The 21,209-nt window shown below is 33.2% G+C and carries 18 protein-coding genes; all 18 read right to left on the bottom strand.

Going from position 1 to position 21,209, the window contains the following annotated elements:
- Positions 1–5: 5 nt before the first annotated feature.
- The 18 genes from QSV08_RS09995 to QSV08_RS09910 all read right to left on the bottom strand — a co-directional run bounded on the left by QSV08_RS09995 (position 6) and on the right by QSV08_RS09910 (position 21,184).
- A complete protein-coding gene (locus QSV08_RS09995; protein WP_324028238.1) occupies positions 6–425 on the bottom strand; it encodes a DUF2147 domain-containing protein in 420 nt (139 codons plus the stop codon).
- A gap of 279 nt (positions 426–704) precedes the next feature.
- Positions 705–1,238: a PaaI family thioesterase gene (locus QSV08_RS09990; protein WP_324028237.1), complete on the bottom strand. Its 534-nt coding sequence runs from the start codon at positions 1,236–1,238 to the stop codon at positions 705–707.
- Positions 1,239–1,294: 56 nt separating this feature from the next.
- Positions 1,295–2,257, bottom strand: a complete 963-nt coding sequence (locus tag QSV08_RS09985; protein WP_324028236.1) for a bile acid:sodium symporter family protein — start codon at positions 2,255–2,257, stop codon at positions 1,295–1,297.
- Between the two features lie 168 nt (positions 2,258–2,425).
- A complete protein-coding gene (locus QSV08_RS09980) occupies positions 2,426–3,286 on the bottom strand; it encodes a hypothetical protein (RefSeq protein WP_324028235.1) in 861 nt (286 codons plus the stop codon).
- Positions 3,287–4,006 carry a hypothetical protein gene (locus QSV08_RS09975; RefSeq protein WP_324028234.1) on the bottom strand — a complete coding sequence of 240 codons (720 nt, stop codon included), beginning with the start codon at positions 4,004–4,006 and terminating at the stop codon, positions 3,287–3,289.
- Positions 4,007–4,119: 113 nt separating this feature from the next.
- The gene (locus tag QSV08_RS09970) at positions 4,120–4,506 is read right to left on the bottom strand and encodes an SMI1/KNR4 family protein (RefSeq protein ID WP_324028233.1); all 387 of its coding nucleotides are present in this window, start codon (positions 4,504–4,506) and stop codon (positions 4,120–4,122) included.
- Positions 4,507–4,526: 20 nt separating this feature from the next.
- A complete protein-coding gene (locus tag QSV08_RS09965; protein WP_324028232.1) occupies positions 4,527–5,255 on the bottom strand; it encodes a hypothetical protein in 729 nt (242 codons plus the stop codon).
- 157 nt (positions 5,256–5,412) lie between these two features.
- The gene (locus QSV08_RS09960) at positions 5,413–5,880 is read right to left on the bottom strand and encodes an SMI1/KNR4 family protein (protein WP_324028231.1); all 468 of its coding nucleotides are present in this window, start codon (positions 5,878–5,880) and stop codon (positions 5,413–5,415) included.
- A gap of 78 nt (positions 5,881–5,958) precedes the next feature.
- Positions 5,959–6,774 carry a DUF4272 domain-containing protein gene (locus QSV08_RS09955; protein ID WP_324028230.1) on the bottom strand — a complete coding sequence of 272 codons (816 nt, stop codon included), beginning with the start codon at positions 6,772–6,774 and terminating at the stop codon, positions 5,959–5,961.
- A 165-nt stretch (positions 6,775–6,939) separates the two neighbouring features.
- Positions 6,940–7,935, bottom strand: coding sequence for a type IX secretion system membrane protein PorP/SprF (locus QSV08_RS09950; RefSeq protein ID WP_324028229.1), 996 nt, complete (start codon positions 7,933–7,935; stop codon positions 6,940–6,942).
- A gap of 5 nt (positions 7,936–7,940) precedes the next feature.
- Positions 7,941–13,136, bottom strand: coding sequence for a BspA family leucine-rich repeat surface protein (locus QSV08_RS09945; protein ID WP_324028228.1), 5,196 nt, complete (start codon positions 13,134–13,136; stop codon positions 7,941–7,943).
- Complete coding sequence (locus QSV08_RS09940) at positions 13,120–15,210, bottom strand: BspA family leucine-rich repeat surface protein (protein ID WP_324028227.1); 2,091 nt, start codon at positions 15,208–15,210, stop codon at positions 13,120–13,122. Before QSV08_RS09940 ends, QSV08_RS09945 begins: the two co-directional genes overlap by 17 nt.
- Positions 15,211–15,221: 11 nt before the next feature.
- Positions 15,222–15,617 carry a hypothetical protein gene (locus tag QSV08_RS09935; protein ID WP_324028226.1) on the bottom strand — a complete coding sequence of 132 codons (396 nt, stop codon included), beginning with the start codon at positions 15,615–15,617 and terminating at the stop codon, positions 15,222–15,224.
- Between the two features lie 135 nt (positions 15,618–15,752).
- Positions 15,753–16,484 carry a LytR/AlgR family response regulator transcription factor gene (locus tag QSV08_RS09930; RefSeq protein ID WP_324028225.1) on the bottom strand — a complete coding sequence of 244 codons (732 nt, stop codon included), beginning with the start codon at positions 16,482–16,484 and terminating at the stop codon, positions 15,753–15,755.
- Positions 16,481–18,172: a tetratricopeptide repeat protein gene (locus QSV08_RS09925; protein ID WP_324028224.1), complete on the bottom strand. Its 1,692-nt coding sequence runs from the start codon at positions 18,170–18,172 to the stop codon at positions 16,481–16,483. The genes QSV08_RS09930 and QSV08_RS09925 overlap by 4 nt, the downstream gene beginning before the upstream one ends.
- Positions 18,173–18,233: 61 nt before the next feature.
- On the bottom strand, positions 18,234–19,223 hold the full coding sequence (locus tag QSV08_RS09920) for an SPFH domain-containing protein (protein ID WP_324028223.1): 990 nt from the start codon (positions 19,221–19,223) through the stop codon (positions 18,234–18,236).
- A gap of 202 nt (positions 19,224–19,425) precedes the next feature.
- Positions 19,426–19,725, bottom strand: coding sequence for a hypothetical protein (locus QSV08_RS09915; protein WP_324028222.1), 300 nt, complete (start codon positions 19,723–19,725; stop codon positions 19,426–19,428).
- Between the two features lie 316 nt (positions 19,726–20,041).
- Positions 20,042–21,184, bottom strand: a complete 1,143-nt coding sequence (locus QSV08_RS09910; RefSeq protein ID WP_324028221.1) for a hypothetical protein — start codon at positions 21,182–21,184, stop codon at positions 20,042–20,044.
- Between the last annotated feature and the right edge of the window lie 25 nt (positions 21,185–21,209).

Genomic DNA, 21,209 nt, shown 5'->3' with positions numbered 1-21,209 from the left:
ATTATTTATTGCTTTCTGATCCAATATTGAGTTCTTCCTAATAACGAAAAACCTAAATAACCTCTCACTTTCAATTTGTTAGGTTCTTCTAGTTCTAAATAGCACTTATACTCTTTACCGTTTTCTGGATCTAAAATAGTACCGTCGTTATATTCATCACCATCTTTCTTAATATCTTCTATGATTACTAGACCTCTTATTTTTTGTCCTTTTTTTGAACCTTTACAGTTATCGCAAACTTTGTCTGCATCACTTTTATAGCTATTCACTATTTTGGCGAAATAGGTATCGTTCGTTTTATAGATTTCAATGAGTGCTTTTTTCTCGTTTGTTTCCTCATCGAAGGTTTCCCATTGACCTGTAATTGTTTGTCCGTAGCTAATAAAGCTTATTGTCATTGCTAATAGGAAGAATAAATTTTTCATGTTTGTATACTATTTTATATTATTAGTAGATTTATAACCCTCTTTCGTTATTTAATAGTTGAGTAAAAGGGTGTAAAAAATAAAGATACTATTTCTTCGAATACTCATAGCCATTGAACATTTATTGCATTAAAAATTCAACTGAAATTTTAAGAATTTATAAGATTTATACAACTCGATTTCAGTTGTTTATAATTACTAAAGCGTAAGTTCATTTTTTTTTAATTTCTTAACCAACAGCCAACAGCCAACAGCCAACAGCCAACAGCCAACAACCAACTAAGTACTAGCCACTTGTTTTTTCTTCCGCTTTTGTTTAAAATAGTCTTTGTCAGCTATATAAATTGTTTTTCTGACCTCGCAAAAAACTTGGGTTTTCTCTTTATTGGTAAGCTGAGTGGTTTTAATAATATCAATTTCTTTCTTTTCGGCTACTTGCGCTCTAATTTCTACAAGCTCTTTCTCAGAAAAATCGAAGTCTGCGTATAAGTTTTCTTTTGCTGGTTTTTTAAAGAATATTTCGGCAGATTTATCCCAAACTACATAGTCGTTTCCCATAATGGTTAATAGCTGAATCATAGGTATGGGGTCCACCGCTGAGAACATACTACCGCCAAAAATGGAGTTGACGTAATTCTTGTTCTTGTAGCTTATTGGTACTATTATTTTTACATGCAATAGATCTTCAGACACCTCAATTAATTTTGCAGTGCTTCTTTTGTACATAGGCGATAGATTGAAGCCATATCTAAATATGGTATTTTTCTTAAATACTTTTGATGCTAACGCCTCAACTTTCTGATAAACTGACATATTGTTTTTATAATTAAAAAAGGGAAGTAAAATTAATTGAACTTCTAAAGTTCCTCTTATTTCCGAACCGATAATTTTGCAGCAACTACACTGATTATTAATATTTGTATGGCATGAAACAACATGAGCGGTAATAAGATAATACCAATAGATGCCATATTGCCAAATAGTATTTTAGAAAAAACGGTACCGTGTACCAACGATTTTTTAGTGCCGCAAAATTGGGCGGTAATTTGGTCCTCTTTATTAAGATGTAGTCTTTTTGATATTAATTTGGTGAGATAGAATACAATTGAAAACAAGAATATGACACCTATTAAAATGAGAAGTAAATCTAATATAGAGACAGCACTAAAAATATTCTTTTCAAAAGACTCACTAAAGCTTTTATAGATAATCAATAGAATTATCGATTTATCGAACAGTGTTATTTTGCTATTATGTTTCTGTACAAAAGAACCAAAAAAGCGATGTAAAAGAAGCCCTATTATTACTGGTATTATTATTTGTACAATTAGTTTAATGTAAATTTCTGTAAAATCGAAATCTGTTTGTAAATCACTTACAAATAGTCCCATCCATAATGGGGTAAGGGCAATACCTATAATACCAGAAATACTGGCGTTGAAAATTGCTGCTGGTATATTCCCCTTTGCCAGCGAGACCATAAGAACTGAAGATGAAACTGTAGATGGTAATGCAGCTAAAAAAAAGAAACCCAACCAAATGTTTTCTTGTTCTTCATTTTGAATTAATGGATGCAACAGTAAAACCAATAAAGGGAAAAGTAGAAAAGTAGCTCCCTGCACCAATAGATGTAATTTCCAGTTTTTGAGTCCTTGTTTTAATTTCTCGGGACTTAACTTGAGTCCGTAAAAAAAGAAAATTAGTGAAATACCTATACTACTAATTGCGTTTATCGGAAGTTTATTTTCTTGTGTTCCCCACTGTGGAAATAAGTATGCTAATACTATGGCAATAATTATAAAAAAGACAAACTTATCAATCTTCAATTTCATGAATATTCTTTACCGCAAATAACTGAATTTTATTTGATACCCTCGGTGAAGAGGTTTTTCTAAATTGAACGAATTAACATAAGCTTAGTATTAACCTTCTGCCGAAAAAAAAATACGATTTTTGATGAATGAAATTGTAGCCATTTGAAATAGCAGTAGTAATGTATTTTATATGAATTTTTTAATGTTATAGGTAAATTGTAACACTCTTAGATTCCACAAAGTCAAAGTTTGTATTGCTGTTATTTTTTCATTTTCAGAACTTACTACAAGCTTATCTCTAAATGATTTAATAAACTTTGTCCATAAATTTCCTTTAGAATCATGTAGTAAAAAGTAAAATCCGCTATCTCCAATTTTTTTGCCTGATGAGTTTAAAATAAGTTCACCATTTGCACCTACTGTCGGGTTTAATATAACCGTTGCACTTCCATTAGGCAAAGGGAAAATCGCTTTTATACAACTAGTACCATTCGGTAGGATACAAGGTTCATAGACACCAGAATACACTACTTGACCAGATTTCTTGAAAGTCCTGAGCCATATCGTTCGCTTAACTAGTTTTGTTTTTTCATCTATTAAATGAATAATTTCACTCTGTAAAGCTTCGGAGTCTTTATCGGCGCCCATGGGTATATTTAATTGCTGAATACGATTACTAAATAAGATTTTTAATAACCCTCCAAACATCTTAAATACAGGATTCCATTTTACCCCTAGATCAAAATCATAATTGCTTGTGTTCTCGTAAAAGTCAATGACGTCTTTAGATAACTTATTAAGTTCTTGTGCTGGTAAATCTAATTGGCTAATAGACTGTAATAAGCCTTTGTCGACTTGTACATTATCTAGTAGTAAGTTTTCATTTTTTGCTAGTTGCTGAATAAATTTTACACCAATACCGGTTGTTTCTCCAAATGGACCAAGTAGCCATTCGTTTTCGGCAGCATTGATTTTTTTACCGAATAGAATTACCCATTGCTGCGTTATCCAATCTTGAAGGTTTTGTTTTAAAGGCGCAAATTCCATTTAACTAGGTTTATTTAATTGCTCAGTTGGAATAAAGTTTTGTTGTCCTTTCCACATGCCAAATTCAGAAATAGGCTTAAAACGTAAGGTCGTAAACTCGAAATGGAAGTCTTTTCTATCTCTTTCTTTCATAGCATCTGAATGTCTTTTTGGTTTAGGCATATCGCTATGACCATGAACCATACTAGTCATTTCTTTTTCTGTTTTCCAAATAGAAAAAGTAGATACTGTATTTGGTAATTTAATTGAAGCCAATGAAAATATAGTGCCTTGGTGGTCTCTCACCAGTTTTTCCACAGGTCTTCCCCATTTTAAGAACCTTGGTATTGCCAAGGGTTTCATTCTAGCAATGGTAACAGCAACTACAGCAGATGATTCGTTTTCTAATGTCGCTTTTTCTTGTGGAATTTTGAATCCGGTGATTTTTCCCCACTCTCGCATGAATAATAAACGAACGTGCCATCCTTTGTTTAAAATGTTACCGAATTTTTCATATTTAAGATAGTTCTCAAGCGCCTCTTCATTTTCCCACTGTACAAAAATAGCAACCTGGTTTATTAGAAATCGAGAAGTGGATATAATAGGAGAGCCTAAGGTCATTGCCGACATATATTCAGCATGAACAAGACCTTTTGTTTCCTTATCAATGGGGTTAATGAATAAACCCTTTATTGCCAAAGCAAATGGTATTTTGACAAGATGATAAGAAAATATAGTCATGGTTATTTATTGTAAAATGGTCCTAACTTTCTCTATCTATAGTTCGAGAGCGTATTTTTAATAATTGAAAAAGGTAATTTATTTAAGTTGTTGTATTTAAATTAATGAGTAGCCTATTCATCTAGTTCTTCAATAGATTCTGCTATTTTTTCAATTTCTCCGTGATCCCATAAATAAATTTCATCAGATAGAATTCCGTTTCCGTTATGCTGTAAAAATAGTAGATCTCCAGAGCCACCATCTCCAATTACAATTGCGTTCTCAGGAAAATCTTTCCATTCCTGTGCATTTTTGGTTTCAAGTGCAATATGGTTACATGTTCGGCTTATTCGCTTTTTATCAGATTTGTCAAAAAAGGGATGGAGCTGAAAGAAATAATCATCTGAGTCTATTTCTCCACCATTAGATGTTATCATTCGATTTTTAAAGTCGGATGGAAATTTTACATTCAATTCAGATTCTGTTTCGACAATATATTTTTCTTCTACAGGAAATGGCATAACGTTTTATGTTTGTTTATTTAGCTCCAGTCAGCATATACTAAAACTTCATTTTTTTTATCATCTATAAATAAGTGAATTCTATCTTCTCCAAAACCTATATAATTGTATCCCGTTACAGAACCGATAAATTTTTTATCTTCTTTGACTTCGTTAATATTCTCTAATAGTTCTAAAAAATATTCAAATTCGTCGTAGTCAATTTCACCTCCAATTTGTTCAAATATTTCTCTCTCATGACCGCTATTTGCATCAGAATAAAATCCGCCTTGAATAAATTTTTCAGTTTCTAAAAACTTATCTCTAGTTATCCAGTAGTTAAAAAGCCCTTTCGAATAGTGATAATAGTCAAAATTAATCGCGTTTCTTTTTTGAAGGCTTTTATATAAAGCACTTTCTTCAACTTCTTTACTTTCTCGGGTTTTTAAATAATCCTCTTTATTTTCCTGAAATTCCTTAAGCGCTTCATTATACCATTCTTCAACCTTATCGAATGTTTCAATACCGTCTAATTTTCCATTGAAAACATATTTATTTCCGTCACGTTTAAATTTGATGAAGTTGTATTCAAAATTTCCTGGGTCTAATTCATCATCAGGATCACCATTTCCCCAAACTGAAACAAAATGGACTAAACCTTCGCCTAGGTTGTGTTCTTTTAAATCAATAGATAATAATGGGAAAAAGATATATTTATAATGTTCTTTCGGATCTTTAAATACCTCTTCAATTGTTGGAAATAATTTCATTTTTTTAATTTGATGATAGTCGAGAGCTTATAAGCTATTAACCACTATATATTATTGTATTTGACTTAAAGTATGATTTTGGTGCTATTCTAAAGTTGCGCTATTAACCCGGTTTACAACGTTTATTTAAATGTTTATTTTAGATTATTACGATTCTTTATTCATCATCATCATCATATTCTTCATACTCACTGTATACTTCTGCCCAAAATTTATTCTTTATATCGATTTTGGATTTTAATTTCTCTTGTATTTGTTCTTCGTTAGCTTCTAAATCACTTAAAAAATTAAGCTGATCAGTAAATTCTAATATGTTTTCAGAGACTTTTATGGGCACCCAGCTACCTGCACCATGCCATGCAAAATAAACAGGAAAATTTTCCTCTTCTTCATTAATATCAATAAAAAAGGGGTCGTTTGAATATCCAGAACAAATTACAAACCAGTTCTCTTGAAAATCGCCTTCTGCTTCACCAGTAATTTTTTTACCGCTATTACCATTGACCTTATAGCCTATTTGAAACTCTTCAAATAAATCTATTTTAGGATAGAAATGTGGCAGGCAAAAATTTTCTAGTGAAATACTCTTGTTTATGAAACTTACTATTAGTTCAGGAATTTTCATTTAATGATTTATTTATAAGATAATAGTGAAGGTTTTCGGTTTGTCGACTGATAAGATTATGAACTACAGCTAATTAATCTAGGTGCTTAAATCAGTGTCATCCCAACTAGTATCTTTAGAAACCATGTAGGTTAAAGAATGTCTTCGTTCATGAATAACACCACCATTGCCCATAGGGTCAAAACCTGTAGGTACTGTAGCATGACCTAATTGACCACTTCTAACTGCGTTATGTAAACAGTAGAACAAATCTTCTTTTTGCATTAAATCTTTTTCTGTGACTGTCTCTTGGTCTTTTGCCCAATCTTCTACACTACCATCTAATTTGCAGGTGTAATTGCTTAAAATGTCTTGCATTTGATCGCCTGACATCATCTCGCCTGTTATATCAGGTTGTTTGTATCCGAAATACCAAGCCAAAGGCCAGGCGTTTTCAAATTTCCAACCAATAGCGTTTCTTGCTTGTTCATCATCGCGTGATACTGTTAAGATAGATTTTTCTTCTGCAGTCATGAAATCTTCAAGATTATTGTTTTCTATAAAACTTAAGATCTGTTCTTTTGGTAAATTTTCTTCTGGTACCATCACCCAAAGTACTAATGCTTTTATGGCATGTAACCGTTTTGCAATTTCTATAGAAGGTCTTAATTTCCTACCTAATTCTGTGGGTAGGCTAGTAGTTGGTTTGAAACCTGCATTGAAACAGATGTCTAAATTTTCTCGTCTAAGGTCTGTCATCCAAGCGATGTCATCATAAGACTTCGAAGTAGGTGTGTTTTGAGTTTCCTTTTTTGGTTCTTCATTATCTTTTGAACCGAATAAATTTTTGAATATCCCCATATTGTTGTTATTGAAGTTTAATTTTCTAACGTATTCGAATATACTTTGTTGCATGTTTAGATGCAAGTACCTAAGTTTTTGGATAGGAAATGTGGTTTTTTGAATGGAGATTTAGAAGTTATTAAATGAAAGTGACTGATACTAGTCACATATTTATTACCTATCGATAGAAACTAATAGAACTATCTAAAAAAGCTTTAGTAGAATAAATGAAATGGGTTAATTGTTAGTCTTGTATAAAAAGGTGTTATATCTAGAGTTGTAACCACGATTTGATCTGTTTTTAGAAAATAAATTTGCCCCTAGTGTAATTTGGTGAAAACCTCCATTGCCTGTAACCAAGCCTCCCACTTCACTAGAGTAGGTATATGAAATTAAGAATCGATCAAATTCTACACCTACTATTGGCGTAATAAGATTAAAATTCTGTACCTCGTTTTTTTCTAAGCTTCTTCGGTACGAAAGTGCTACCCAAGCTCTTGCAACACTACCAAATGTTTGATATACTTTGGCATTAATATCTAATAATTTTTCACCAGTATTTTCTACATATTGAAACATCGCTGATGGTTCAAATTGAATATTTTGTCCACGACCAATAAAATACCCTACATTCAAAAGGTACCTTCTTAAGTTCAATGATTTAAACTCTGAGTTTTGAACATCACGAGTATTCAACAAAATATTTTTAGCAGTTAGATACACAAATCCGTCTAACTTGTGATATGCAAAACTCAAATCGGCATTGAAATAAGCTTCTGACCGTACAATCTGAGCAACAATAGGATCAAAATCAGCAAAAGTTCGCTGATCTAAACTATTTAGAACATACGAAGCTGCCAGACCAAATGATAATTGATTTAAAGCTTCGTAGGTGCCAAAATTTAAATGATATGCATAAGCCCCTTGAAAACCGACTTGAGAATGAAATCCGTTTTTATCATTGAAAATTAAACCACCTAAGGCAGCGTTATTTCCTATACTGCTGTGCATGCTTATGGTTTGTAATGCGGGTGAGTCGCTAACTCCGTTCCATTGTTGGCGATGCGTTATTCTTAATTTTGCGCTATTACCAATACCTGCGGCACTTGGGTGTACCATAAATATGTTATCAGATAAATAATCTGAATAGACGGGTAATGTGCCTTGAGCTCCTAAAAACTGAGTAAAGAACATACTTATGGCTGTTAATAAAAGATAAATTGATTTTTGCATGGTTATTATCTTTTTATTAAACTAAAATGTCCTCTTTCTTGTGCTCCAGAATCATGTACTATTACATACCAGTAGTCATCTTCTGCCATAGGTTTGCCCATATAGGTGCCATCCCAACCTTCTGACTCAGGTCTAATCTGTTTAAGAATTTTTCCGAATCGATCCAGTACATATATGTAGTCAATAGTATTGTCTACATCCTCAACATTCCAAGAGTCGTGATAACCATCGTTGTTTGGTGTAAAGAATGGTGAGATACCTTCTGTAGTTATTACCATTGATTTTTGGGTTGTAAAAGATGATGTTGTTTCACAACCTGAAATTTCACCTTCACTATTCATAGTATAGAGCGTAACATAATAGGTGGTGTCTTCATCTAAGGTATTCTCAATCATATATTCATCAACATTTTCTAATGTAGCATCCTCAATTTTTAAACCATCTGATGTTGTTATCGTTATGTTATAACCAGTCGTCTCATCAAAAGCATTCCATGAAATGGTAGGATTAATAGAAACATTTTCAGATTCATTAATTGGTGAACTTATTTCAGGACACTTTGTAGATGTTGGTGTTGCAGCTACCGTTTTAAAATCTGTAGCAGTACAGCTCGTATTTGCATTTGTACCATCAGTAGGATATATTACTACAGAATAATCCGTGTCATTTTCTAAACTTGTAGTCAATGTATACTCATCTACATCACCCAAACTCTCATTTGCAATTTCTGAATTGTCTGATGTTTTTATGATGACAATACGATATGCACTTGCGTCAGTAACTTTGTTCCATTCAATAGTAGGAAACAAAGAAACATTAGTTGTTGTTGAGCTTATTACGGGACAGTCAAGCGGCGTTATTGTAGCTTCTACGGTTTTAAAGTTTGTTGCAGTACAACTGCTATTTTCAGTAGTACCATCGGTAGGATAAACAGTTACGGAATAATCCGTGTCATTTTCTAAACTTGTAGTCAATGTATACTCATCTACATCACCCAAACTCTCATTTGCAATTTCTGAATTGTCTGATGTTTTTATGATGACAATACGATATGCACTTGCGTCAGTAACTTTGTTCCATTCAATAGTAGGAAACAAAGAAACATTAGTTGTTGTTGAGCTTATTACGGGACAGTCAAGCGGCGTTATTGTAGCTTCTACGGTTTTAAAGTTTGTTGCAGTACAACTGCTATTTTCAGTAGTACCATCGGTAGGATAAACAGTTACGGAATAATCCGTGTCATTTTCTAAACTTGTAGTCAATGTATACTCATCTACATCACCCAAACTCTCATTTGCAATTTCTGAATTGTCTGATGTTTTTATGATGACAATACGATATGCACTTGCGTCAGTAACTTTGTTCCATTCAATAGTAGGAAACAAAGAAACATTAGTTGTTGTTGAGCTTATTACGGGACAGTCAAGCGGCGTTATTGTAGCTTCTACGGTTTTAAAGTTTGTTGCAGTACAACTGCTATTTTCAGTAGTACCATCGGTAGGATAAACAGTTACAGAATAATCCGTGTCATTTTCTAAACTTGTAGTCAATGTATACTCATCTACATCACCCAAACTCTCATTTGCAATTTCTGAATTGTCTGATGTTTTTATGATGACAATACGATATGCACTTGCATCAGTAACTTTGTTCCATTCAATAGTAGGAAGCAAAGAAACATTAGTTGTTGCAGAGCTTATTACGGGACAGTCAAGCGGCGTTATTGTAACGACTTCAGTTTTAAAGTTTGTTGCAGTACAACTGCTATTTTCAGTAGTACCATCGGTAGGATAAACAGTTACAGAATAATCCGTGTCATTTTCTAAACTTGTAGTCAATGTATACTCATCTACATCACCCAAACTCTCATTTACAATTTCTGAATTGTCTGATGTTTTTATGATGACAATACGATATGCACTTGCATCAGTAACTTTGTTCCATTCAATAGTAGGAAGCAAAGAAACATTAGTTGTTGCAGAGCTTATTACGGGACAGTCAAGCGGCGTTATTGTAACGACTTCAGTTTTAAAGTTTGTTGCAGTACAACTGCTATTTTCAGTAGTACCATCGGTAGGATAAACAGTTACAGAATAATCCGTGTCATTTTCTAAACTTGTAGTCAATGTATACTCATCTACATCACCCAAACTCTCATTTACAATTTCTGAATTGTCTGATGTTTTTGTGATAACGATTCGATACGCATTTGCATCAGTAACTTTGTTCCAAGTAAATGTCGGATTGATAGAAACATCAGTATCTGTATTAGAAGGTGAAGTTACTACCGGGCATGAAGGAGCTGTTGGTAAAATTTCCGTTTCATATTCAATAACAGCACAAGCGGTTGATTCACCAACAGTATTTATCGCATAAACCGAAGTAAAATAGGTCGTGTTTTCAATTAGACTTGTTGTTGTGGTGTAAGTCAATACATTTGCCAATGTGGTATTTTCAAATTCAGTTCCACCCGATGTTGTACCGATGGTTATTCTATAACCAGTAGCCCCATCAGCGGCATTCCAAGTAAATGTCGGATTGATAGAAACATCAGTATCTGTATTAGAAGGCGCAGTTACTACAGGGCATGAAGGAGCCGTTGGTAAAGTTTCCGTTTCAAATTCAATAACAGCACAAGCGGTTGATTCACCAACAGTATTTATCGCATAAACCGAAGTAAAATAGGTCGTGTTTTCAATTAGACTTGTTGTTGGAGTGTAAGTCAATACATTTGCCAATGTGGTATTTTCAAATTCAGTTCCACCCGATGTTGTACCGATGGTTATTCTATAACCAGTAGCCCCATCAGCGGCATTCCAAGTAAATGTCGGATTGATAGCAACATCAGTATCTGTATTAGAAGGTGAAGTTACTACCGGGCATGAAGGAGCTGTTGGTAAAGTTTCCGTTTCAAATTCAATAACAGCACAAGCGGTAGATTCACCAACAGTATTTATCGCATAAACCGAAGTAAAATAGGTCGTGTTTTCAATTAGACTTGTTGTTGGAGTGTAAGTCAATACATTTGCCAATGTGGTATTTTCAAATTCAGTTCCACCCGATGTTGTACCGATGGTTATTCTATAACCAGTAGCCCCATCAGCGGCATTCCAAGTAAATGTCGGATTGATAGAAACATCCGTATCTGTATTAGAAGGCGCAGTTACTACAGGGCATGAAGGAGCCGTTGGTAAAGTTTCCGTTTCAAATTCAATAACAGCACAAGCGGTTGATTCACCAACAGTATTTATCGCATAAACCGAAGTAAAATAGGTCGTGTTTTCAATTAGACTTGTTGTTGTGGTGTAAGTCAATACATTTGCCAATGTGGTATTTTCAAATTCAGTTCCACCCGATGTTGTACCGATGGTTATTCTATAACCAGTAGCCCCATCAGCGGCATTCCAAGTAAATGTCGGATTGATTGAAACATCCGTATCTGTATTAGAAGGTGAAGTTACTACCGGGCATGAAGGAGCTGTTGGTAAAGTTTCCGTTTCAAATTCAATAACAGCACAAGCGGTTGATTCACCAACAGTATTTATCGCATAAACCGAAGTAAAATAGGTCGTGTTTTCAATTAGACTTGTTGTTGGAGTGTAAGTCAATACATTTGCCAATGTGGTATTTTCAAATTCAGTTCCACCCGATGTTGTACCGATGGTTATTCTATAACCAGTAGCCCCATTAGCGGCATTCCAAGTAAATGTCGGATTGATTGAAACATCCGTATCTGTATTAGAAGGTGAAGTTACTACCGGGCATGAAGGAGCTGTTGGTAAAGTTTCCGTTTCAAATTCAATAACAGCACAAGCGGTTGATTCACCAACAGTATTTATCGTATAAACCGAAGTAAAATAGGTCGTGTTTTCAATTAGACTTGTTGTTGGAGTGTAAGTCAATACATTTGCCAATGTGGTATTTTCAAATTCAGTTCCACCCGATGTTGTACCGATGGTTATTCTATAACCAGTAGCCCCATCAGCGGCATTCCAAGTAAATGTCGGATTGATAGCAACATCCATATCTGTATTAGAAGGTGAAGTTACTACCGGGCATGAAGGAGCTGTTGGTAAAGTTTCCGTTTCATATTCAATAACAGCACAAGCGGTAGATTCACCAACAGTATTTATCGCATAAACCGAAGTAAAATAGGTCGTGTTTTCAATTAGACTTGTTGTTGGAGTGTAAGTCAATACATTTGCCAATGTGGTATTTTCAAATTCAGTTCCACCCGATGTTGTACCGATGGTTATTCTATAACCAGTAGCCCCATTAGCGGCATTCCAAGTAAATGTCGGATTGATAGAAACATCCGTATCTGTATTAGAAGGCGCAGTTACTACCGGACATGAAGGAGTGATGGCTACACATTCTTTTCCACCATCAGTAATTGTCCAACTATCATTAGTAATTATATTTTGTCTTTGTGTTTCCGATAAGCAATATTTACTATTACCACCGCTAAATACAACGCCCGCATTTAATGTTTGTGAACTCCAGCTTATTAGTAATTTATCATAATTTTCTGTTGAAAGTTTCGCGTCTTTAAACATTAGATTCGCATTTGTTAAGCTAGTAATAGTCCAATTTTCTAAATTTTGATCAAACTTTATTGAACTATCAAACATATTTGCCATTCCTTCAACCTTAGAAACGTTCCAAGTGCTAATATCTTGGTTAAAAGCTTCTGCATTACGAAACATAGAGTTCATTCTGGTAACATTCATTGTACCAGTGCCATTCGTCCAAGTTAATGGTTGCCCGTCATTATTATAATCAGTAGTACCATAAAACATTGAATTCATGTTTGTAACTTTAGATACATTCCAACTACTTATATCTTGATTAAAAGATGTGGCATCTGTAAACATATTATTCATTACAACAACCTCAGACACATTCCAACTACTTATATTTTGATTAAATACAGTTGCATCACTAAACATAGCATTCATTTGCCTAACCTTTGATGTACCAGTTCCATTAGTCCAAGTTAAGGCTGTACCTCCGTTATTAAATGCTGTAGCACGATTGAACATGTAGTTCATATTATCAACATCAGACACATTCCAACTACTTATATCTTGATTAAATGCCACTGCTTTTTCAAACATTGTAGACATATTGGTAACTTTTGAAGTACCCGTGCCACTAGTCCAAGTTAATGCAACGCCATCATTATTAAAAAACCGTTGCACTATCAAACATCTTACTCATGTTCTCTACAGAAGAAACATTCCAACTACTTATGTTTTGGTTAAATGCAGCAGCATCTCTAAACATCAATTCCATAGTAGTTACTTTTGATGTACTACTACCATTAGTCCAAGTTAGTGCTGTGCTACCATTATTAAAGTCAGTAGCGCGACTAAACATAGAATACATTGTAGTAACCTCAGATACATTCCAATTACTTATATCTTTATTAAAAGCAGTTGCATCTTGAAACATAGAAGCCATGTTTTTAACTGCACCTACATTCCATCCACCAATATCTTGATTAAAAGCAGAAGTAAAAGCGAACATAGAATTCATGTTTTGTAGAGCACCAACATCCCAATTACCAATATTTTGATTGAAAGAAGTACAACCGTAAAACATCCTAGTTGCATCAGTAACACCAGAAAGTATAGGTTTGTCAGAAGGAATCGTTAGCCCTACCAAATTAGTACAACCGCTAAATGCTTGCGCCATAGAAGTCCATACTTGACTGCCCCATTGGTCTATTGAGATTATTTTGTCTTTATCGCCAGTATTATTAAAATATATACGAGGAAAAGTACCGCTAATACTTACGGTTTTATTTCCTGCTGTTGTGTAAACATGAGTAGCATCTCCTGTTTCTGTAGTTGTAAAACCATCTCCCCAATCTACAGTGTAATTATAAATTTCTGAAGGAAAGGTTGGTATGGTAATGCTTTCGTTTGGAGCTGTGGTTTGCCAAGTTGTAATGAATGATTCTGTTAAGGCATCACACTCGGTTTGGGTTTCTATAAAGGTTAAAGTCGCATCAACACGGGTCCATTCATTAGTGCTATAGGTCTTGTTATCTACAATTGCACAACTAAATTTAGGACAATTGTCTGCATAAAAATCTACGCGGTCCATCGCAGTGTTATTACCATTTCTAAGATTTACACTTTCAATTAGCGGGCTGTTTTGAATTCGTAATCGACCTAAGCTTGTATTTTGAGAAAAGTCTAAGCTTGTATAATTATTTTGATAACATAAGACGGTTTCCAATGAATTACCAGATGCAACCTTTAAGGTATTCATGTTATTCTGATGACAACTTAAATATTTGAGTTCGGTGTTTAAGCTTACATCTAAATCTGCAATATTATTTACATGGCAATTTAAAGTTTTTAAAGCAAGATTGGTTTGCAAGTCTAAACTGGTTAGGTTGTTTACCTGACAATCTAATATTTCTAAAGCAGTATTGTCAGAAAGATCCACTGCTATAAAATCGCAATTTCTAATATATAACTTTTTAAGTACGGTATTCTGAGAAAAATCCATCGCTTCAATTCTATTAGATTGCACATCAATTGTTTCTAAAATGGGATTATTCGTTACATCTAAATTTGTGATACCTGTATATGAACAACTAAGATAAACTAGTACTGGGTTGTACTCTAAATTGAGACTTGTTAATAAGGGATTACCTCCACAAACTAATTCATCAAGGAGCGGACATTGAGTTACATCAATAGCGGTGATATTGCAATTTTGTACTTCTAATTCTATTAATTGTCCATTCCCTGTTACATCTATTGTTTCTAAGTCTGCGTTTCCATAGGCTAATATGCTTTTTAATGCTGGGTTATTAGTAACATTTATAGATGAAAGTTGGTTATTGTAACAACCTAATACTTCAAGCATAGCATTACTGCTAAAATCGAGAGTTGTTAAGTTATTGCCATAGCAGTTTACTATTTTAAGTTGTGTATTATTTGATAAATCAAGCGTTGTTAGGTTATTGTATTGGCAGTACAAAGCTTGTAAAGCTGTAAAATCTTCAATACCCGTTAAATCACCTATGGTAGCCGAAGGAACATTTAGAGATGTAATACTATTAATGTTAACTGTAGGTACAAAACCATCTATAGGAGCTGTATCATAACCGAGGTCAATTAATGCTTGTTCAAAATTAGCATCGGGTATGGCTGTATTTTGTCCATAGCAAATCGATGTAAAAACGATTATTATTAGAGTGAAAAATATTTTTATAATTGGTTTCTTAGCGGTTAAACTAGCGGCTATTTTAAACATATTGGGGGCTGTTATATTCTTTGGTTTACGAAATCGGCGATTTCTCGCTGGTCTTTCATAGAGATAGCGACAGCGTCTAGAATTACTTTTTTATTAGGAGTCTTTAAATTGATGTATCCATTTAACGTACAGCTATCTAGAAATATTTTATTGATATTGACAAAAGGGTAGAAAGGTTGATCATTTAAGCCAAGTAGCGTAATGCCTTCGTCATTCAACTCTAGTACAGGTGTAATAGGCTTTTTAGAAATGCTAATGATTTTATAAATGGCAATACTTAAGATTAAAATTGCTTGCCAAGCGAAATACTCTATTAAAAGCCAACCAAAAATTAGTACAGCTATGCCCATGGCAAAAAGAATATACCATAGTATTAAATTCTCTTTCTTAAAATAGATTCTGGTCATTGTTAGGTTGGTCAAAGCCAAAGTGGCTTTTGTTGGTTTGGTACCTAGATAACGAGAATTAACTTAAAAAAGTGCTATAGTGCCAGCCTGATTGATAAGTGTAGTATTTTAATTGATATTTGATGCTTTTAGCTCCTATTCGTTTAAGAGTATAGCCTTTATTTCTGCTTTTCGTCTCGCAGAGATAGCAACAATTTCATCGTTTTTTAAAAGAATATTATCGTTTTCAAGACCACGAATATGCTTTTTGTTTACAAGATAAGATTGATGTGTTCTTATAAAAATATCTTCAGGTAAGAGTTCTTGATAATGTTTTAGGTTTTTTGAAACTAGTATGGACTCATGCTCGGTTACTATTTTTGTATACGAACCATCAGATTGACAATAAAGAATACTCTCTACTTCTAAAAGGTGCATTTTTTTTGCTGTTTTAATAGCAATTTTCTGAACTTTCGATTCTCTGTTTTCTTTAAGATTTTTTAATAGTGCTTTTGTCTCTTTCTCTACATATACCATTGATTCGACCCTTTCTAAAGTATTTTTTAACTCCTCTGGTGCAATAGGTTTAAGTATGTAGTCTAAAGCATTGTACTTAAATGCTTTTAAGGCGAACTCGTTAAAGGCAGTTATAAAAACAAGTTTAAAGTCTATTTGAGGTATTTGCTCTAACAAATTAAAACCGCTACCATCTTCAAGTTCAATATCTAGAAAGACCATATCAGGTTTGCTTTCTAGTAACATGGTTTTTGCACCAGTTATAGAAGCAGCTTCACCAACAACTACATAAGCGCTAGATATTAACTTTAGCATTTTTTTAATCAACTCTCGTACATTGATTTCGTCATCTATGATTGCAATTTTAATCATTGGCGTAGGTCTAAAAAGATGGATACTTTGGTTCCTTTATTATTTTCAAGAGCTTGAATAGAAAACTTTTTTTCCTCTCCTAAGTCTCTTAGTTTAAGTCGTTTTAAGAATATGTCTATGGCATGTTCACGATTATCTTTAACCTTTTCTTTACTGTAGCCAATGCCATTATCTATAATTTCAATATGGGTATACTTCCCTTTTTCTGTTATATTTATTTGTAGTAGGCCCTTTTTATTTTTTGGCTTTAAACCATGTTCAATTGAATTTTCAATAAATGGCTGCAATAACATCGGAGGTATTTTTATCATTGAAACCTCTATATCATTAGTCAAATTTATCTCGTAGTCAAATTTGTTTTCAAAACGTAATTGTTGTGTTTCTATATAGTTTTTTAAAATGTCAAGATCTTCTTCTAATGTAATTTGCTTTTTATTTACTACATCGAAATTTTGCCTAACCAATTTGGCAAAGCGGGTGAGATAGGTACTTGATTTTATAGGGTCTTCATCAAAGAACGTTTTTTGAATGGCGGTAAGTGCATTAAAGACAAAATGCGGATTCATTTGTGTTCTTAATATTTTTTGTTCTAACTCTAGTTTTTGCTGTTTTAGTTCTAATCGCGAATTTCTATTTTTTTGAAATACATATAATCCGAACGCAAGTAAAAAGCTTAAAATTGACCCTAGAATGATCTTATTCTTTTTGTTTAATTCTAATTCTTTTTTTAAAATTTCTTGTTCAATAAATTGTTCATTTTTTCTATTGATCATCTTCATTTTTTCCTCACTTTCGTAAGAAGTCAATAATTGAGTAATAGAGTCTTTCTTTCTAATAAAAGTGGGAATACTTTTAAAATCTTCAGTTATTACAGCAGCTTCAATAAGCACTTCATAAATCTCTTGTTGTATTACATAATGCTCGGTTTTTTCTTCAATGTTTAGCGCTTTTTTATAAGTAGAAATACATTTTTCAGCATCGTTTTGTATTAAATAAACGTATCCCAAATTTCTTAGGGCACTTGTATTGAGCCTATCTACCTCATTGTTGAGAGCAATTGCTTTTTCATAATACGCTTTAGCTTGATCAAAATCTTCGGTTTGTTCTAAAATGAAACCTAAGTTATTATAAGAAGCAGACAAGGTCTCTTTATTGCCGAGCTCTGTTTGTAAGTCGATTGCCTTTTTTACATGAATTATAGAGGAATCAAAATCTCCTACTAAAAAAGAAAGGTGCCCTAATGAATTTAATGTATGTGCCTCTCCTTTCTTATCTCCAATCTCTTTAAAATACTTGTAAGCGGTATTGGTGTATAGGGTAGCGGTATCTTGCTTAGAAAGCATAGCATAAGAATCGCCCAAGAGCATATTTGTTTTAGCTAAATATTGTTTATTAGATTCTTTTTCGAATAAATAAAGCGCTTCATTTAAACTGCCTATAGCTTCAACGTCTTTTTCTAAAGCCCCTAGTAACCTTCCTTTTTCATGAAATAGTATCGCCCTTCTTTTATCTGAGTATTCCTCATATTTAATAAGGCTATCAATTTTTTGAAGCGATGGTCTTAATTTCTCATTAGATATATAATCTAAAAATTCACTGTCGGTTAAGGCATTGCCTTCTGTACTTTTTTTGCAACTGGCAAACGAAACAATTACTATCAGTAGAATAAATAATTTTAACTGTTTCATTTTTATGAACTCAATGACCATTAATGTAAAGAATGTTAGATTTTTTGAAGATATGCTATTATTACATACTATCTAAAATTGCTTTTTTCTTATCGCTGTATTCACTTTCTGAAATCAATTCCATTTCAAACAGTTCTTTTAATTTTTTGAGCTTAGTCATTGGGCTATCTGTTGCTGGTTGTTGTTCTTGTGGTGCTTGGTTCATGGTTGAATTTACTAGAGTGCCAGCATTTAAACCCATTAAAATACCTGCACTGCCACTTTCATTATTCGCTGCATCTCGCATGGCTGCTATTCGTTGCATTTCGGTGTATTCCACCCCGGCAATTTTTGCAGCTAATACATCGGCTTGAACGTCAGATATTTTTGCTATACGTGCTAAAGTATCTTTATCAAACTGCGAACCTTCTATTCTGAAATCTAATACCTCAAATCCTAAATCAGTAAAAACTGATGCTGTTTTTTCTTTTGCCTCAACAGCAATAGTATTTAGATTACTATCAACATCAACATAAGAGAATTTAGCATTCGCTAAATAATCTGTAATGGGTTGTGTTACCCTCGAAATGAAAACTTCTTTTAAATGTGAGTGACAATATACCTCTTGACCAGCTATTACATTCTCAAAAAACCATTGTGGTTTTGTTATTCTAATACTGTAATTACCGAATGCAGAAAGCAAAATAGGGAAGGTGTAAATAGGATCTGTATATGAAATTGGGACTCTGGTGCCCCAGCGCATATTTAAAATATCTGCCTTTCGGTAAAACCAAATACCCATTACATGTTCACTACCTTCACGTAAAGACAAGAACTTTTTTATGGATGTTAAAAAAGGCGTGTTGTCAGATTTAAGGTCATACATACCTTCATCACTTAAAACACTTTCAACTTTACCTTCATAGGTTAAAATACAGCCTTGACCGGGTTGTAAAATTAGCTTTGAAGCATTTTTAATTTCATCACCTTTGTCGGTGAACTTAATAAAAAGCTCATTTGAGTTTGGATCTTCCCATTGTATTACTGAACGGTATTGGTTTACTATACTCATGTTATATTTTTTAAGCTACCTCTTTCGATGATGTATCTCATTTAAACAATAATAGCTATAGTTCTTAGTTTCTACAATTCTGATTGATAAGCGTTAACATCTAATTTGTATATACTTCGAGGTTGAATGTTTTATTATTTAAAAACGTTGTTCGGGTTCAGAGCTTATTCATTTCTCAAATAAATATTATTGCTTTTAAAATTTATATTTTTAAGGCTTCGGTTTTTAATTCTTTAGAGGGCTCTTGAGGTTTTTGTTCTAATTGATAGACGGTGTAGAAAGCACTTATGACAGCTAAAACTAAAGCGGGTAACACTACTATGAAAATATCATTTTCTATATTGGCATCTGTAAAAACAAAAATCGAAACTATAGTCGCTATCTCTACACCAAACCAGGTAAGAACTAATCTCCAAATCCATTTTGAGGGATTAATATTTTTTTCTTCTGCGATACTTCTTACTTTTTTTGAGAAATAACCGAGGGCTAAAATTTCTAACATATGTATGGTTTTAAAATACATATATAAAACCGAAAAACTTAATACATATTGCCTTTTCTTAGTCGCGTTTTATATTCGTAGTAAACTACTTTATAAGTGAAAAAATGTGGAAGATTAATTGTTTGTAAAACGCTTTAAACGGTTAAAGCATATTCCCTGTAAAAAGAAGTGTATTGGGTTTGCTTAAACCATTTGGTAAGTATATATGTCCACCAAAGAACTTTTCTTGATTCAATTGTCGAATACAGCTAATATTTATAATGATTTTGGGTTAAGTCTTATTATTTTTAGGATACTTTGGCTGTTCTTATTTTGCCTACAATTCAAAATTACCCACACCAATATTTTTCGGATCAAAAGATTTAATTGAAAACCTTCTTATTTCTGTGAGATTCTCATTTTTGAAATCTATTGTAATACTGTAATTTTTATTGTTTTTATTTTTGAGTCTCCAAATTCTAGTTTTCTTAGAATATTTCCAGCCATAATTTGCAGGCTTACCTATTTTATTGACAACATCTGTGTAGGCGTCTTGCCGTGTTATTTTAAACGGATAGTCACATTTACATACTTTCCATGTTGCTATTTGATTGAATACTAACTCCCCTTTATCATCTTTTGAAAATGTTATTTTTAGGTCTAATTCATCTTCGTACTCTGTGATAATATATTCATTATCAGATGTATTTGCTTGCATTGTAATCCCTAATGCTTCGATAATCGTGATGACTTTTGCATCTGTAATTGATAAATCAATTATTTCTATAAACGCTGAAAGGTCTATTAGTGAATTTGTTGGTGTTTTTAATTCAGGTTTAACGTAATAATTACCTCCAATTTCTCCAGTTGTTTCTTTATTGTTTGCTTCTAGATATTCACACCAATTTCTAAAATTTTTGTGTTGGTTCATTTCCAACATATATGCTTCAAATGTCTTTAACTCAAAAGAGCCCGTAAATATTTTTTTATATTGATCTATCTTTTTTTGCAACTCATCATTGGCTTCTTCTGCGCTATTAAGCGTATAATTTGCTTTTAGCTCTTCTAAATCTGGATGCCATTTTCGCCATTCTTGCCAAACTGATGTTTTATTATTATCTATTTCGGGGAACAAGAATTTATTTAACGCAAATAAACCAGCAAAAGCTTCCATTGATGGCGCTATCATGGCATAATGACCATCACTACCGACAAATACCACTGGTGGCTCACCTTCTAGTTCTGGGTACTCCCATAATGCATAGGTGCCGCCTTCGCCTGTGGTTGCTATTTCAAAAAATTGAGTATTAATTATTTTTTTAGTAGCATCTTTTACATTCATTAAATAACAACAATCTGCTACTGTTGGTTTTTGAAAACCTTGTATAGTTTGTAGTTTATCGAAGTTGTATATATTGTATTTACCTTCCCAATCTTGTAAAATTTGTAATGCTTTTTCGGCTTTTGTACTCAGTTTCATTGATTATGGATTATAGGTTGTTGCT

The sequence above is a fragment of the Maribacter sp. BPC-D8 genome (assembly GCF_035207705.1).
GTDB lineage: Bacteria > Bacteroidota > Bacteroidia > Flavobacteriales > Flavobacteriaceae > Maribacter.
This window is presented reverse-complemented; position numbering and strand designations above follow the sequence as displayed.

What these genes read in the sequence shown, in the direction of transcription:
- QSV08_RS09995 (WP_324028238.1), bottom strand. Translation starts at nt 425, where the DNA reads ATGAAAAATTTATTCTTCCTATTAGCAATGACAATAAGCTTTATTAGC.
- QSV08_RS09990 (WP_324028237.1), bottom strand. Translation starts at nt 1,238, where the DNA reads ATGTCAGTTTATCAGAAAGTTGAGGCGTTAGCATCAAAAGTATTTAAG.
- QSV08_RS09985 (WP_324028236.1), bottom strand. Translation starts at nt 2,257, where the DNA reads ATGAAATTGAAGATTGATAAGTTTGTCTTTTTTATAATTATTGCCATA.
- QSV08_RS09980 (WP_324028235.1), bottom strand. Translation starts at nt 3,286, where the DNA reads ATGGAATTTGCGCCTTTAAAACAAAACCTTCAAGATTGGATAACGCAG.
- QSV08_RS09975 (WP_324028234.1), bottom strand. Translation starts at nt 4,006, where the DNA reads ATGACTATATTTTCTTATCATCTTGTCAAAATACCATTTGCTTTGGCA.
- QSV08_RS09970 (WP_324028233.1), bottom strand. Translation starts at nt 4,506, where the DNA reads ATGCCATTTCCTGTAGAAGAAAAATATATTGTCGAAACAGAATCTGAA.
- QSV08_RS09965 (WP_324028232.1), bottom strand. Translation starts at nt 5,255, where the DNA reads ATGAAATTATTTCCAACAATTGAAGAGGTATTTAAAGATCCGAAAGAA.
- QSV08_RS09960 (WP_324028231.1), bottom strand. Translation starts at nt 5,880, where the DNA reads ATGAAAATTCCTGAACTAATAGTAAGTTTCATAAACAAGAGTATTTCA.
- QSV08_RS09955 (WP_324028230.1), bottom strand. Translation starts at nt 6,774, where the DNA reads ATGCAACAAAGTATATTCGAATACGTTAGAAAATTAAACTTCAATAAC.
- QSV08_RS09950 (WP_324028229.1), bottom strand. Translation starts at nt 7,935, where the DNA reads ATGCAAAAATCAATTTATCTTTTATTAACAGCCATAAGTATGTTCTTT.
- QSV08_RS09940 (WP_324028227.1), bottom strand. Translation starts at nt 15,210, where the DNA reads ATGTTTAAAATAGCCGCTAGTTTAACCGCTAAGAAACCAATTATAAAA.
- QSV08_RS09935 (WP_324028226.1), bottom strand. Translation starts at nt 15,617, where the DNA reads ATGACCAGAATCTATTTTAAGAAAGAGAATTTAATACTATGGTATATT.
- QSV08_RS09930 (WP_324028225.1), bottom strand. Translation starts at nt 16,484, where the DNA reads ATGATTAAAATTGCAATCATAGATGACGAAATCAATGTACGAGAGTTG.
- QSV08_RS09925 (WP_324028224.1), bottom strand. Translation starts at nt 18,172, where the DNA reads ATGAAACAGTTAAAATTATTTATTCTACTGATAGTAATTGTTTCGTTT.
- QSV08_RS09920 (WP_324028223.1), bottom strand. Translation starts at nt 19,223, where the DNA reads ATGAGTATAGTAAACCAATACCGTTCAGTAATACAATGGGAAGATCCA.
- QSV08_RS09915 (WP_324028222.1), bottom strand. Translation starts at nt 19,725, where the DNA reads ATGTTAGAAATTTTAGCCCTCGGTTATTTCTCAAAAAAAGTAAGAAGT.
- QSV08_RS09910 (WP_324028221.1), bottom strand. Translation starts at nt 21,184, where the DNA reads ATGAAACTGAGTACAAAAGCCGAAAAAGCATTACAAATTTTACAAGAT.